This window comes from Pseudomonas sp. IT-P4, assembly GCF_949767755.1.
Classification (GTDB): Bacteria; Pseudomonadota; Gammaproteobacteria; order Pseudomonadales; family Pseudomonadaceae; genus Aquipseudomonas; species Aquipseudomonas monachiensis.
This window is the reverse complement of sequence record NZ_CATKPX010000028.1, coordinates 39,791-54,273: the sequence shown is the minus strand read 5'-3', so window position 1 is coordinate 54,273 and position 14,483 is coordinate 39,791. Positions and strand designations below refer to the sequence as shown.

Here is a 14,483-nt window from a genome sequence, read left to right as displayed (position 1 = left end):
GCGATCCGAGGATCGTTTTTTTTGTGCCTGCTCGATTATTGCTCGGCGTTGCGACTGTGTCGGTAGTCGCTGACGGCTTCATACACGGCCTTGCGCAGGCGATTGATCCCGCCGATGGGGCGGTGCGCCTCGACGCCGAACCAGGGATTGAACGACTGGTTGTCGCATTGCAGGTTTAGCGCCGGCGTATCGAAGTCCTGCGCCGGCACCTTGATCCGTGCCACCGTCTCGAAGGGCGCATCGCTCTCGCGCCACTCAATGCTGGTGTCTTCGATCGGCATGTACTGGTTGGCGTCCTGTCGCTGGATTTGCAAGGCGAAACACACGGGCACCCGGTCGGTCGACAGCTGTTGGTTCAGCGCATTGCGCAGGAAGTTCGGCAACTTGCGATTCTGTTCCGGCAGGTTGTAGGCCGGGCAGTTATCCGGATCGGGCATGACCCGGAATTTCGCATTGGCTTCACCGAATTTGTAGGGTGAAACCGAAAAGTACGTCGTCTGGGTCGGGCTCGACGGGGCAGGGGCCAGTGTCGCCAGGGCAATGAACAGGTGGCGAACCTGCCAGGCGCGTGGATCCCGACCGGGGAAGAAGGCCATCAGCTTTTTACCGTCGGCCTGGGCGGCGACGTTCTGACGGTATTCGGCGACATCACTGACAAAGAAGTTCGGGTGGCTGAACATCACAAAGTCCTGTTCGCCTCGCCCCTGCCGGTCGCTCAACAGTTGCTTGCCCGGCACATCGAACAGTTTGATCGCCATGCCCCGGGCGTCGCGGATGCTATCGAACTGCGGGTAGGCATTGCCGTTGGACAGGCGCATCGTCGCTTGCCAGGTTTTGCCCGGCTCGCTGAATACGCCCTGACGCAGTTCGCCTGGCAGTTCCGGCAGCACCTGAACCTCGGCCTTCACACAGCCGTGGGCCTTGGCATGGGCGTCGCGCAGGTAGCGGGTGCTTTCACGGTGCTGATCGACGATGCGCACGGCAGTCTGGATGATGTCCCGGGTCATCGCGGCTTCGTCGTCCGCCATCAACTCCTGCGCCGAAACCGGCCCGCGATGCTGCCAGGCAAACCAGGCGCCGGCCAGGGCCCAGCCCAGCACGCCGAGACCCAGCAACCACAGCAACAGGCTGGCGAGGACGGCGCCCAGGCGCAGCCAGAGAGTTATCAGCATGGGAACGTCCTTTTAACTGCGGTTGTGGTCATGGCAATTGCGCTTCCAGCGGGCCGCCCAGCACTTTCAGATATTCCAGCAGTGCCCAGCGTTCTTGTGGCTGCAATCCGCGGCCGATCACACCATTGCCGAGTTTGCCGGCCCGGAATTCATGGCCGCTGTTGTGGTTGCCGGTGATTCGTGTGTCGAACAGGAACCCGTTGGTAAAGGCTTCGGTGCGGTAACCCAGGTGTCCCGGGTCGTATTCGAACGTGCCTCTATAGAAGGTGGTCGCACGCTCATCCTGAGGCGACAGCAATTGATAAAGGCTCGGGACCGAACCGTTGTGCAGGTACGGCGCTGTCGCCCATACACCCGCCAATGGCCTGGCCTTGTACGAACGCAATTCGCGCACACCGATCGGCAGGCCGAAACCGTCCATGTCAGGGCGCTCGGCAGGGGTGACGTTGGCGTCTTGATAGGCGCGGTCCTGGACAAAAGCGGTGACATAGGCCAGCCCCTTGGCCACGGACATTTTGCTCAGGTCCAGTGGTTCGGTGGGCTTTGGCTCGACATCGAGTTTTTCCAGTTCCGCCTGCTTCCATTGCAAAGCTGTGAGGTCGAAGCGGTGGTCGGCGATGTTGTTGGCCGCGCCGGGGTCTGTGCCGATGTAATCCACCGGGAGCATTTTCAGGTGCTGGACGTATCGTCCCTCGCTCTGGCTGGTGCGCGGCACATGGCAACCTGCGCAGTTTTCGGCGAACAAGGCACGGCCCTTGGCTGCCAGGGTTTTGTCGACCTGGCCAAACAGTTCTTCAGGCCAGGCCGGAGGTGAAAGTCGTTGCAGGGTTTGTTCGATCAGGTGCAGATCGCGCACGCGGACGCTGGAGGGGTAGCGGGCATCACCCGTCAGCGGCTGGCCGCTCTTGTCGAAGAAGTTCAGCGTGGCGCCCACGCCCAGCGCCTCGCCGATGTTGCGAGCCATCGGTTGTTTCGCCGAGCCGTTCCACTGCACCCATTCGAACGTCCACATGTCCCACAACTGCGGATAATCGACCGGGGCATTGGCCATGCGGTAGTTGTCGGGGGATATCGCATCACCGAAGCTGGCGTTGGCGATGCGCCCGAAGGCGTCTGTGCGCCCCGGGCCTTCCTCGGTCGGATAGAGCCCGCGATGGGTGTCGTTCCAGGCCACTTTGAGGAAGGTATCCAGTGAAGATTTGAAATCTTTACGCAACTGTTGGTGGCGCGTTTCGTAGTCCTGGCCGAGCACGTTGCGTGCGAAGCGCTCGAATTTCCAAGGGTTGTAGTAAGTGGAGGCGAGGCTGGCCACCAGGGCCTGTCCGAAACTGCCGCCTTTGAGTGTAGGAACACTGGATGGCAGTACATGTTGCGCCGAGCCGCCATCGATACGCACGGCCTGGCCCTTGAATCGCAGTTCACCGGTGTGGCAGGCCGCGCAGGTGATATCCAGAAACATATCCGTGCTCCCCGCATTCTGGTGCCGCGTAAAGCCTGCGGGGAGGTTGCCGGGGTTGTTCGGTGTCGGCTTCTGGCCGGGGTCCACCAGGAAACCGAAGCGGGCGAGGTATTCGGGGGCGGCGAAGCGTTGTCGGGAGAAGGGCAGTTCGAGGGCGGTGAACCAGTCGTAGCGCAAGCCTTTGACCTGAGTGCCCTGGGGAGTGAAGTAATAGGTCTCGCGATCGGCGGCGCTCCATTGCTCCAGGTAATGCACTTGTTGCGCAGGCGACCAGGCCGGCAATTTCGGGTCGGCAACGTAGTAAAGCACCACGGCCATGACCAGTCCGAGCAGTACTGCGACGAGAGCCAGCAAGCGAAAGAAGAGGCGCAAGATAAACTTCCTTGTCGAATTATCATGCGGTTATGCCCGAGTACGCAGGGTGCGGCAAGAGGCCATTACGCCAGATGTTGTAGTTCCGGAATCAGCCTGCGTCGGCGCAAAGTGAAAGAAGCTTCATCAGCCGAATAGTGAAAAGCGTTTAAACACCTGAACTTATCAATTGTTTCCGGCTCTCATGCCGGTAGCCATTGGTCGTGGCGGCCTGATAAGCTCGCGGCTTTACTCGATTGCCCTTTAGGCGCATGAACAAGGAAATAGCATGAAACAGCATCGGTTGGCGGCGGCGGTAGCCCTGGTTGGCCTGGTACTTGCGGGTTGTGATTCGCAGACCAGCGTAGAGCTGAAAACTCCGGCGCAAAAAGCTTCCTACGGCATTGGCCTGAACATGGGCAAGAGCCTGGCTCAGGAAGGCATGGATGACCTGGATTCCAAGGCTGTAGCCCAGGGCATCGAAGACGCCGTCGGCAAGAAAGAGCAGAAGCTCAAAGACGAAGAACTGGTCGAGGCATTCGCCGCGCTGCAAAAGCGTGCCGAAGAGCGCATGGCCAAGATGAGCGAAGAGTCGGCCGCTGCCGGCAAGAAATTCCTCGAGGAAAACGCCAAGAAACCTGGCGTGACCACCACCGCTTCGGGCTTGCAGTACGAAGTCGTGCAGAAAGCCGATGGCCCTCAGCCAAAGCCGACTGATGTAGTGACCGTTCACTACACCGGCAAGCTGACCAATGGCACCGTATTCGACAGCTCCGTCGAGCGCGGCAGCCCGATCGATCTGCCGGTCAGCGGTGTGATCCCGGGTTGGGTCGAAGGCTTGCAACTGATGCACGTTGGCGAGAAGTACAAGCTGTACATCCCTGCTGACCTGGCTTACGGCGCTCAAAGCCCAAGCCCGGCGATTCCAGCCAACTCGGTGCTGGTATTCGACCTGGAACTGCTGGCCATCAAGGATCCGGCAAAAGAAGACGCCGCTGCCAAGTAACCAGCGCCTGCTTCGATAACAACGCCTCGCTCATGCGGGGCGTTGTTGCATCTGGCGTTCGGCAGGGGTAAACAAATCGAACAGACGCTCTAGGCCGGAGTCTCAGGCATAGTGGTGTTGGCGGTAGTCGCACAAGGCCGCCAAGTCAATGAAATTATGGGTTTTTTTTGATGAGTAAAAAACGCCCGATCTGAACGCAGGCCTTGTAACACGGGGCTTACAGCGGCGAAAAGCTGCTCTGTTCACAAGGTTATCCACAATTTGTGTGGATAACATTTCAACGGGAGGAATGATGAAAGCACCCTGGAATTTCGCTCGTTTCCTGCCACTGGCCGGACGCCTGCTGGCACGGGGTCGATTGCCGAGCCTATTGTTCGCGGTCGCCAGCAAAGGCGTAAGCCAGGGCAACCGTTTGGGCAAGATCAAGGACGACTTGAAGCTGTTGCAGGCACTCTGCCTGGCCTACTGGCGTGGTGAGTATCGCGCTATCAGCCCCAAGGCGCTGGTTTCGGTGGTCGCGGGCCTGATGTACTTCCTCAGCCCGGTGGATGCGATTCCGGATTTCATTCCATTGTTTGGCATGTTCGATGACATCGCAGTACTGGCATGGCTGATGAAAGTGCTCGACGACGAGCTCAATGCCTTCCGCACCTGGCGCAAGCGGCAGGTGCCGGAGAAGCTCGCGGTGGTTGAGCGTCTGCCTGCTACCCCCGAGCAACTTCAACTTCAAGGCCCGAAAAAACACTGAGTCGATTTCGGCCTGTTCACAGATTGATGTCCCCCGCGACCTTGGCCGCTGTTAGGATTACACTTCTAGGGAAAAGTACTGACTCGCTAAGTGTTGTTGTCCTACGGGGTAGTGATGGATATTCAGATAATTACACGCGAAGGCGAGCCCGAATATGCGGTTCTGCCATGGGCTCAGTATCAGGCGTTACTGAAAGCAGCGGGTATCAGGGAGCAAGCGTCGCCTCAAGCCACGAAGCCTCAGGCGGCAACACCAGACACGATTCTTCCGGGTCTGGATCAACTACGCAGTTTGCGCGAGGGGAAGGGCATCGCCATCGAGGCGTTGGCCCGCACGGTAGGCATCAGCCCGTCTTACCTGGCCATGATCGAAAGCGGCGAGCGTCTGCCCGACGCTGCGATTCGCCGCAGCCTGGCCTGGGAATTGACGGTGCCAGGGTGGAGGGATGAATCGTGAGCGTACGCATCAGTCGTCAACATTGGGACGGGTTGCTCGGCGAACTGGATCAGGCGCGTCGCCAGCGCCATCTGTTGACGTATCGAGCATTGCTGGAGCGTTTGCAGCTGCCGACCCCGGCCATGCAAACCCTGACGGCGGCCCTTGAGCATCTGGCGGCCCTGGATGCCAGGGCGGAGCAGCCATTGCGCAGTTCACTGGTGATCAGTCAGGGTGCCAGCCGCTTGCCGCGCACCGGATTCTTTGAATGTGTCGAGCGTCTCGGGCGTTTCTCCGGGCCGTCGGACGGCGTTGCCGCCGCGTCCTGGCATGCTTCGGAAGTGGTGCGGGTGTTCGAGTATGAATACCCGGAATCGGCCGAGGCCTGAGTGTTCTTGCAACTCAAGGCGCGGGCCGGTTACTGGCTCGCGCGCCGATTGTTTCACTGGTCATGGTTTGTCCGTCAGCCACGAGGCTGGCGCTGGCTCGAAGGTCAGTTCGCACGCATGGCCAACCTGGGCAATGTCGGCGCCCAGAGCTTCTATGGGCACATCCTGGCGTTTCGCGGCGTCGGCCTCGGTGCTCGTGAGGAGGGCGTGCGTTTGTTGCGCCTGGCGGCGTTGGCGGGCGATGCCAAGGCGGCGTATCAAGTGGGCGTGATCACCTTGGCCGGGACAGCGAGCAAGGCTCCGGATCCGGTTGAGGCCGCACGGTTCTGGGAGATAGCGGCGAAGGCCGGGCATCCGTTGGCGCCGATCAAGCTCGAAGAGCTGAAGTCTTCCTCGGCGCCTCGTTGATTGGACTGATGCCGGAAAGCTCCCTTATCGATGCCCGGAAACCACCAGGCTATCAATCACATGCACGCTATAGCCCTGCACGTTCTTCGCATGGTGCTTGGCCTGTGATGCCATTTCCGCCAGCTGGCTCGCATCGAGTTGTCCACAGGCCTGTGGATGCAAATGCACCACGCCGATCGACAGTGACAACAACGCAAACTCCTGGCGCTGACCCTGGCGATTGGGTGCGATGAAGCAGCCGGCTTCCAGGTGTTCGCTGCGGTAGAAGCGCCGACACTGGCTCTGGAAGTCGTCGAGCAACTGGTTCAAGCGTTTGCGCCAGTCTTGCGGACCGAGCACCAGCAGGAAATCATCGCCGCCGATGTGGCCGACGAAGTCGCGGGACGGATCGACGCGGTCGTTCAGGCATTGCGCCAGGCACAGCAGGACTTCGTCGCCGCGACCATAGCCGTAGATGTCGTTGAAGGGCTTGAAGCTATCAATGTCCACGTAGCAGATCACCGATTCCCGTCGCTGTTGCAGCAGCCGCGTCAGGCATTGCTGGATCGGCACGTTGCCCGGAAGCAAGGTCAGCGGGTTGGCGTAGCGGGCCTGCTGGATCTTCAGTTCCGTGATCAGCTTGAGCACGTCGATCACCCGGCCCAGGCCCAGATAACCGCCGTTGAGGGTGATGATGAAATCTTCTTCGATGCGCTGGCGGGCACGGCTGGTGATCAGGCGGCTGACCTGTTGCAGGGACTGGCTCAGTTCGACGGCGAGGAAGTCATCATTCATCAACCGGCTGATGGGTTTGCGGGCAAACAGGTCGGTGGCAAAGGGCTTGAGCAGGGCGTCGGAGAGCGAATGACGATGGACAATGCCACAGGGTTGACCCTGTTCATCCAGGACCGCCAGCGAGTTCAGGTTGGCCTGGCGACGAAAGGCTTCGAGCACTGTGGCGGTCGGGGTGTCCCGGTTCACTGCGGGTAGTTCGTTGAGCAGGGCGCTGAGGTCGCTGGCGTCTTCGCTCAGTACAACGGCGGTGCTGTCCTGTCGGGGCATCAATGCCCGGGTATCCCGTGGCGGGTGTTCCTGGGGGCGGCAGAGCAGATAGCCCTGTACCAGGTCTACGCCCATTTCGGTCAGCACCGTGAGTTCTTCGGCCAGCTCGATACCTTCGGCGATGACTTGTGCACGCGAGGCCTTGGCGATTTGCAGGATCGAGCCGACGAACTCGCGCTTGAGCGCATCCTGATGAATGCCATCAATGAAATGCCGGTCGATTTTCACGTAATCGGGCCGCAGCTCGGACCACAGGCGCAAACTTGAATAGCCCGCTCCCAGATCATCCAGCGCAATCGAAAACCCCATCGCCCGATAGTGATGCAGGGCGGTTTGCAGCAACTGGAAATCGTCGGTCGGCGTCTGTTCCGTGAGCTCGATGACCACCTGGCTCGGCGGGATGCCGAAGTCCTGCAGCAATTGCAGGGTACGCCCGGGTTGATGGGCCGCTTCGAGCAGGGACTCCGGGGACACGTTCAGGAACAACATGCCAGGCAGTTGTTGCTCATTGAAGCGTCGGCAAGCGCTTTGGCGGCAGGCAATTTCCAGCTCGCTCAGGCGTCCGGTCTGGCGGGCGACGGCGAACAGGGCGACAGGGGAGTGCAGAGGGCTGTTGGAGGGGCCGCGACTGAGGGCTTCGTAACCGAGGATGCGTCGCTCAGAGAGGCTGATGATCGGTTGGAACAGACTGTGTAAACCGCTTTGACTCAGGATCGAGTTCAAGGCACTCAGCTGTTCGGTTGTGGTCATGGCGGTCTCTGGCAATAAAAAAAGGACCGGGCGTGCCCTTGGTAAAAAGAGCACGCCCGGTCCTTTATTTCACGACAGAATGATGACTGTTTGATGACCCCGTAGGGGCGTCAGTATTAAATTGCCATCATTTGTTTGTACAAACTCAGTGCTTGGCCACTGCCGTGTTGAGTTTCAGGTAGTCCAGCAGAATCCGCCCGGTTTCGCTGAGGTAGGCGTCGTCTTCCGGTTTGGTCTTGTCATCCTCGGCCGCAATGGCGTCCTCGTCTTCTTTCTTCAGCTCTTTGAGCGGTTCTTCGCCCTTGGCCTTGCGACGGATGTTTTCCATGGCCAGCTGTTTGGCTTCGATGTCGGCGTGCTGGGCACGACGGTCGACTTCATTGAGGCTGACGGTTTTCTCGGCCATCAGTTTCTGCGCCAGGGCCAGCTTGTCGCGGATGAACACGAACTCTGCATCTTTGGCCGTACGCACGTCATGCTCGGACTGGAGTTGAGAAATGTACGGCTTGAACGGGTCGAGCGCAGGCTTGATCGCCGCCTTGATGGTGTCCCACGGCATGGCTTCCGGCAGGGCGCTTTCACCGATTTCCTTGGTGTCGATGATCGACGGGTAATCGATGTCCGGCAAGACGCCCTGATGCTGGGTGCTCTGCCCGGAAACCCGGTAGAACTTGGCCAGGGTCAGTTTCAGTTCGCCATGGTTGAGCGGCTGAATGGTCTGCACGGTGCCTTTGCCGAAGGTCTGGCCGCCGATGATCAGCGCGCGGTGGTAGTCCTGCATGGCGCCGGCAAAAATCTCCGAAGCCGAGGCCGACAGGCGGTTGACCAGCAACGCCATCGGGCCCTTGTAGAATGCACCCGGGTTTTCATCTTCCAGTACATCGACCCGGCCATCGGCGTTACGCACGAGCACGGTCGGACCTTTGTCGATGAACAGGCTGGTCAGCTCGGTGGCCTCTTGCAAGGAGCCGCCGCCGTTGTTGCGCAGGTCGATGACCACGCCGTCGACTTTCTCTTTCTGCAGTTCGGTCAGCAGTTTCTTGACGTCACGGGTGGTGCTCTTGTAATCCGGGTCGCCGGCACGGAAGGCCTTGAAGTCCAGATAGAACGCCGGGATCTCGATGACGCCGAGCTTGTAGTCCTTGCCGTCCTGCTTGAGGTTCAAGACCGATTTCTTTACGGCCTGATCTTCAAGCTTCACCGCTTCACGGGTGATCGGCACGATCTTGGTGGTCTGGTCGTTCGGCGCATTGCTGGCCGGGATGACTTCCAGGCGCACCACGGTGCCCTTCGGACCACGGATCAGCTTGACCACTTCGTCCAGGCGCCAGCCCACGACGTCGACCATTTCCTTGTTGCCTTGGGCAACGCCGATGATCTTGTCGGCCGGTGCAACCTGCTTGGTCTTGTCCGCCGGACCTGCCGGCACCAGGCGCACGACTTTCACCTGGTCGTTATCGCTCTGCAACACGGCACCGATACCCTCGAGGGACAGGCTCATGTTGATGTCGAAGTTCTCCGCGTTATCCGGCGACAGATAGTTGGTGTGCGGGTCGTAGGACATGGCGAAGGTGTTGATGTACGCCTGGAAGATGTCTTCCGCGCGGGTCTGGTCCAGGCGCGCCAACTGGTTCTTGTAGCGCTTGGTCAGGGTTTCCTGGATCTGCTTGGAATCCTTGCCGGCGATCTTCTGGCGCAGGACTTCGTCCTTGACGCGTTTGCGCCACAGGTCGTCGAGTTCTGCGGTGGATTTGAGCCAAGGGGCGTCCTTGCGGTCGATCAGCAAGGTTTCCTTGGCGGTGAAGTCGATCTTGTCGACGCCCTTGTTCAACTCGGCAAGGGCGAAGTCCAGACGCGCCTTTACGCGGTCCAGATAGCGCTTGTAGATGGTGAACCCGGCGTTCAGGTCGCCGCTCTTGAGGAAATCGTCGAACTGCGTTTTCCACTTGTCGAATTCGGCAATGTCGCTGGCCATGAAGTAGCTGCGCGACGGATCCAGCAGCTTGAGGTAGCTGTCGTAGATGATCACCGAGCGTGCGTCATCGAGTGGCGGCTTGCTGTAGTGGTGGCGCTTGAGCAACTCCACGACGTTCAGGCTGGCGATCACTTCGTCACGATCGGGTTGAAGCTTGTCCCAGCTATTGGCTGCGAATGTATTGCTCGACATCGGCAGCAAGCCGATACCGATGAACAAGGCGAGGGCAGTGCTGGGGAACAGATGCTTCATGCTGATTCGACGCGGGGACAATTGATAACGCATATTAGGCCGTCTTTGAAGTCGCCGGTTCTTTGGGAGCCGGTCGCATAATGCAAAAAGCCCGGCGCTATAGCTTCGGGCTCAGTCCAGACTCACTATGGAGGCACTGTGAAAGCATTGCAAGGCGTTGACGGTCAAGTGGTGTGGGTTGATGAGCCGAGTCCTACATGCGATGTAGGGCAAGTTCGCATCCGAGTGTCGGCAGCAGGTCTCAATCGCGCCGATTTATTGCAGAAAGCCGGCCTTTACCCGCCGCCACCGGGGGCCAGTCAAGTGCTCGGTCTAGAGTGCTCGGGGGTCATCAGCGAGGTTGGCGCAGGGTCCTCCTGGCAGGTTGGCGATCGGGTTTGCGCCTTGCTGGCCGGGGGCGGGATGGCTGAAGAGGTGGTTGTCGACGGGCGGCATGTGCTGCCGGTTCCCGACGGAATGTCACTGGTCGAAGCAGCTGCATTGCCCGAAGTTTATGCAACAGTCTGGCTGAATTTGTTTCAACTGGCTGCGCTCAAACCGGGTCAGAAAGTGCTTCTGCATGCCGGGGCAAGTGGAATCGGTTCAGCGGCCATTCAGCTGTGCAAGGCGTTCGGTAATCCGTGCTGGGTCAGCGTCGGCTCCGCCGAGCGACTGGCGTATTGCGAAGCGCTCGGTGCCCAGGGCGGCGTGGTGCGTAATGGCGATCTGGAGAGCCTGCGGGATCTGGGGCCGTTCGACGTGATTCTCGACCCGGTGGGCGGTAATTACGCGGCTTTGAACCTCAAGCTGCTGGCCCAGGATGGCCGTTGGGTGTTGATCGGTCTGATGGGTGGCCGTGAGGCCAAGCTGGATCTGGCTCAGGTATTGGCCAAGCGTGTGCAGTTGCTGGGTTCGACACTGCGCAGTCGTGATGATCAGTTCAAGGCAGATCTGTTCAGTGATCTACGCCTGCATGTGTGGCCGTTGTTTGCCGAGGGGCGCTTGAGCCCGCAATTGGCCAAAGCTTTTCCGATCAAGGATGCCGAGGCCGCGTTTGCCGAGTTGGCGAGCAATACCGTGGCGGGGAAGGTGGTGTTGGTGATTGACGAGAGCCTGAGCTGATATCGGGTTGGCTTTGAAAAGATCGCAGCCTGCGGCAGCTCCTACATGGGAATGCAATCTCCTGTAGGAGCTGCCGCAGGCTGCGATCTTTTCGGTTACTTCCAGAGATGTATCGGCCAGCCAGCCTTTTCGGCCTGCTCGCGCAGCACTGGATCCGGATTCACCACATGCGGGAAGTCCACTTTCAGTAACAACGGCAGGTCGTTGCGTGAGTCGGAATAGAAACTCGCGCCTTCGAGGTTTTCCTCTTCCGCATCCAGCCACTCCAGCAAGCGGGTGATCTTGCCTTCGCGGTAGGTCAGGGTGCCAACGGTATGGCCGCTGTAAACGCCATGAGCCACTTCCAGTTCGATGCCGAGAATCTCGTCGATGCCCAGGCGCTCGGCAATGGGGCCGACCAGGTGGGTGCCCGAGGCCGAGATCACCAGGATCCGGTCGCCGGCCTTGCGATGGGCGGCGATGGTCTTGGTGGCGTCACTGAAAATGATCGGCTCGATGCAGTCTTCCACCCATGGGCCAACCAGGTGCGCGACCTCTTCAGGTGTACGACCAATCAAGGGTTCCAGGCTGAAGGCCATGTAGTCTTCCATGGCCAGATGGCCCCTTCCGTAGGCATCCATCAACTCCTTGTCGCGACGCAGGAACGATTCGCCATCGACCCAGCCGAGGCGGACCATTTGCTCGCTCCACAGTGAGGCGCAGTCGCCGTGGATCAGGGTTTCGTCCAGATCAAAAATTGCCAGGGCCATCAGTGCAGTTCTCTCTTCAGCGTCAGCAAAGGCATCAGGCTACCTCACACAGGGCCGTCGGATCGATGGAAAGCGCCAGGCGCTGACCATCGGGATGCAGGTCGGCCGCCGAGCGGTTCAGCACATCCACCACCAATTCCACGCCCCGGGCCTCGACCCGGTAGCGAATCACGTTGCCCAGCAAGCTGTGGCTGCGTACCTGCGCGTCCAGTTCGCCATTGAGGCTCAGTTCGATGGCTTCCGGGCGAATGGCGATGCGCTTGCTGATCGGACGCTGCAGCAGCTTCGAGGCGCTGTCGGCATCCAGCAGGTTGTAGTTGCCGATGAAACCGGCGGCGAACACATCCACCGGTGCGGTGTAGAGGGTTTCGGCGTCGCCGCTTTGTACGATTTTTCCCTGATTCATCAGGAAAATCCGGTCAGACATGGTCAGGGCTTCTTCCTGATCGTGTGTGACGAAAATCGTGGTCAGGCCCAGTTCGCGCTGGATCTGGCGAATCTGTTCACGTAGATGCTTGCGAATGCGCGCGTCCAGGGCCGACAACGGCTCGTCGAGCAGCAACAGGCGTGGCCGGGTCACCAGGGAGCGGGCGAGGGCAACGCGCTGGCACTGCCCTCCCGAGAGCTGATGCGGGTAACGCGCGGCAAAGTCATTGAGCTCCACCAGTTTCAGCACTTCGGCGACGCGTTTGCCGCTGTCATCGGCATTGACCTTTTGCATGCGCAGGCCGAAGGCGACGTTTTGTTCCACGGTCATGTTGGGGAACAGCGCATAACTCTGGAACACCATGCCGATCCCGCGTTTCTGCGGGCTCGCCGGCACGATGTCCTGTCCGTCGAGCAGGATTTTGCCACCATCCACGGAGGTCAGGCCGGCGATGCAGCGCAGCAGGGTGGATTTGCCGCAACCGGACGGGCCGAGAAGGGTGACGAACTCGCCTTTCTGGATTTCGCAATTGATGTCGCTGAACACCGTGGTTCCGGCGAAGCTTTTCTGAAGATGTTGGACGCTGACATAGCTCATTCGCTTTTGTCCCTGTTCAAGATATTGGCAATCCAGGTCAGAACCAGCACAAAGAAGAAGTAGGAAATCACCAGCGCACTGGTGAAATGACCGCTGCTGTTGCGCATGTTGTTGAGATAGACCTGCAGGGTTTCGTAGCGGGTACCAACCAGGATGTTGGCGAACACGAACTCACCGAACAGGAACGAGAACGACAGCAGCAACGCCACCATCAGGCCCTTGCGCAGGTTCGGCAGTACCACCAGGAGCGCCGCTTGAAAGGTGCTGGCGCCGAGCAACTGGGCGGCGTCCATCAGGTCGCGCAGGTTGATCGCCTGCAGGTTGTTGGTGATGGCCCGGTACATGAACGGCAGCGCCACGGTGAAGTAGCAACCGATCAGGATCCACGGCGTCCCGACCATGGCGAACGGTCCGGAGCCGTAGAGCTGCAACAGCCCCACCGACGACACCACCGGTGGCACGGCGAAGGGCAGCAGGATCAGGATGTTCATCAGCGCGTCGAGTTTCGGGAAGTGGTAATGCACCACGAACAGCAGCGGCAGAATCAGCACGACCGAAAGAATCAACGAACCGACGCAGACCAGCAACGATTGCCCGAACGCATTCAGGAAGCGCGGATCGCTCCACAACTGGATGTACCACTTGAGGGTGAAACCGCTGGGCAGAATGGTCGCCGACCAACTGCTGGCGATCGAGTAGATCAGCGTGCCGGCCAGCGGCAACAGCAGGATGGCAAACAGCAGGTACACCACGACGCGGTGGTAGACACCGACGGGCCCCAGTTCAACGCGAGACATGGTAGCTCCTCTTCAGCAGCAACTGATGCACGATGGTCACCAGGGTCATCAAGGCCACCAGCACTACGGCCAGGGCGCTGGCCAGGTTCGGGTCCAGGGAAATGTCACCGGACACCATTGCCGCGATGCGGATCGGCAGCACGTTGAAATTGCCGGTGGTCAGGGCGTACACCGTGGCGTAGGCACCGAGGGCGTTTGCCAGCAGGATCACGAAGGTGCCCAGCAGTGCCGGCGTCAACACCGGCAGGCCGATGTGCCGCCAGTACTGCCAACCGTCGGCGCCGAGCAGTGAAGCCGACTCGCGCCAGTCTTCGCGCAGCGCATCGAAGGCCGGGTACAGCAGCAGCACGCCGAGGGGAATCTGGAAGTAGGTGTAGAGAATGATCAACCCGGTTTTCGAGTACAGGTTGAAATCCTGAATGATGCCGGCTTGCTTGAGCATGATGGTGAAGCTGCCGTTGAAGCCGAGCAAAATGATGAATGCGAAGGCCAGGGGGACACCGGCGAAGTTGCTGGTCATGTTGGCGAAGGCGTTGACGAAGTTGCGCAGTTTCGAATCGACCCGGCGCAGGGAGTAGGCGCCCAGTATGGCGATGATGATCCCGAACACGCTGGACCAGAAGCTGATCTCAAGGCTGTACTGGATGGCTTGCAGGTAAAACTTCGAGCTGAAGATTTTGCTGAAGTTGGCCAGGCCCCAGCCGAATTCTTCCGATTGCAGGCTGTTGATCATCACCCAGGTCAGCGGTGCGATCTCGAATACGATGAAGAACAGCGCGAACGGGACCAGGCATAAGGCTGCCAGCCATTTACTGCGGGTCATGGC

General features: G+C 59.8%; 14 protein-coding genes. 6 read left to right on the top strand and 8 right to left on the bottom strand.

Features of this window, described 5'->3' with window-relative positions:
- Positions 1–35 precede the first annotated feature (35 nt).
- Positions 36–1,172 carry a catalase family protein gene (locus ACM6IT_RS11510; protein ID WP_414918027.1) on the bottom strand — a complete coding sequence of 379 codons (1,137 nt, stop codon included), beginning with the start codon at positions 1,170–1,172 and terminating at the stop codon, positions 36–38.
- Between the two features lie 28 nt (positions 1,173–1,200).
- Positions 1,201–3,003 (bottom strand): di-heme-cytochrome C peroxidase, encoded by a 1,803-nt coding sequence (locus tag ACM6IT_RS11505; RefSeq protein WP_414918026.1) that lies wholly within the window; start codon positions 3,001–3,003, stop codon positions 1,201–1,203.
- 268 nt (positions 3,004–3,271) lie between these two features.
- Here ACM6IT_RS11505 and ACM6IT_RS11500 point away from each other — a divergent pair, with 268 nt between their 5' ends.
- The 5 genes from ACM6IT_RS11500 to ACM6IT_RS11480 all read left to right on the top strand — a co-directional run bounded on the left by ACM6IT_RS11500 (position 3,272) and on the right by ACM6IT_RS11480 (position 5,968).
- The gene (locus ACM6IT_RS11500; protein ID WP_056721763.1) at positions 3,272–3,988 is read left to right on the top strand and encodes an FKBP-type peptidyl-prolyl cis-trans isomerase; all 717 of its coding nucleotides are present in this window, start codon (positions 3,272–3,274) and stop codon (positions 3,986–3,988) included.
- A 292-nt stretch (positions 3,989–4,280) separates the two neighbouring features.
- Entirely contained in the window at positions 4,281–4,736 is a 456-nt protein-coding gene (locus ACM6IT_RS11495) for a YkvA family protein (protein WP_056721765.1), read from the top strand.
- Positions 4,737–4,850: 114 nt separating this feature from the next.
- On the top strand, positions 4,851–5,192 hold the full coding sequence (locus tag ACM6IT_RS11490; RefSeq protein ID WP_414918025.1) for a helix-turn-helix domain-containing protein: 342 nt from the start codon (positions 4,851–4,853) through the stop codon (positions 5,190–5,192).
- The gene (locus ACM6IT_RS11485) at positions 5,189–5,560 is read left to right on the top strand and encodes a hypothetical protein (protein ID WP_007898892.1); all 372 of its coding nucleotides are present in this window, start codon (positions 5,189–5,191) and stop codon (positions 5,558–5,560) included. Before ACM6IT_RS11490 ends, ACM6IT_RS11485 begins: the two co-directional genes overlap by 4 nt.
- Complete coding sequence (locus tag ACM6IT_RS11480) at positions 5,561–5,968, top strand: hypothetical protein (protein WP_056721766.1); 408 nt, start codon at positions 5,561–5,563, stop codon at positions 5,966–5,968.
- Between the two features lie 24 nt (positions 5,969–5,992).
- Here ACM6IT_RS11480 and ACM6IT_RS11475 read toward each other — a convergent pair whose 3' ends face one another.
- Entirely contained in the window at positions 5,993–7,759 is a 1,767-nt protein-coding gene (locus tag ACM6IT_RS11475; protein ID WP_414918024.1) for a bifunctional diguanylate cyclase/phosphodiesterase, read from the bottom strand.
- A 145-nt stretch (positions 7,760–7,904) separates the two neighbouring features.
- Positions 7,905–9,986: a carboxy terminal-processing peptidase gene (locus ACM6IT_RS11470; RefSeq protein ID WP_223542399.1), complete on the bottom strand. Its 2,082-nt coding sequence runs from the start codon at positions 9,984–9,986 to the stop codon at positions 7,905–7,907.
- A 138-nt stretch (positions 9,987–10,124) separates the two neighbouring features.
- Here ACM6IT_RS11470 and ACM6IT_RS11465 point away from each other — a divergent pair, with 138 nt between their 5' ends.
- Entirely contained in the window at positions 10,125–11,087 is a 963-nt protein-coding gene (locus ACM6IT_RS11465) for a zinc-binding dehydrogenase (RefSeq protein ID WP_414918023.1), read from the top strand.
- 95 nt (positions 11,088–11,182) lie between these two features.
- Here ACM6IT_RS11465 and ACM6IT_RS11460 read toward each other — a convergent pair whose 3' ends face one another.
- From ACM6IT_RS11460 to ACM6IT_RS11445, 4 genes are read right to left on the bottom strand one after another with little or no spacing between them, the layout of a single operon-like run.
- Positions 11,183–11,836, bottom strand: coding sequence for an HAD family hydrolase (locus ACM6IT_RS11460; RefSeq protein ID WP_414918022.1), 654 nt, complete (start codon positions 11,834–11,836; stop codon positions 11,183–11,185).
- 34 nt (positions 11,837–11,870) lie between these two features.
- Positions 11,871–12,860: an ABC transporter ATP-binding protein gene (locus tag ACM6IT_RS11455; RefSeq protein ID WP_414918021.1), complete on the bottom strand. Its 990-nt coding sequence runs from the start codon at positions 12,858–12,860 to the stop codon at positions 11,871–11,873.
- On the bottom strand, positions 12,857–13,657 hold the full coding sequence (locus ACM6IT_RS11450) for an ABC transporter permease (RefSeq protein ID WP_056721777.1): 801 nt from the start codon (positions 13,655–13,657) through the stop codon (positions 12,857–12,859). Before ACM6IT_RS11450 ends, ACM6IT_RS11455 begins: the two co-directional genes overlap by 4 nt.
- Positions 13,644–14,480 (bottom strand): ABC transporter permease, encoded by an 837-nt coding sequence (locus tag ACM6IT_RS11445; RefSeq protein ID WP_162252402.1) that lies wholly within the window; start codon positions 14,478–14,480, stop codon positions 13,644–13,646. Before ACM6IT_RS11445 ends, ACM6IT_RS11450 begins: the two co-directional genes overlap by 14 nt.
- Positions 14,481–14,483: the final 3 nt, after the last annotated feature.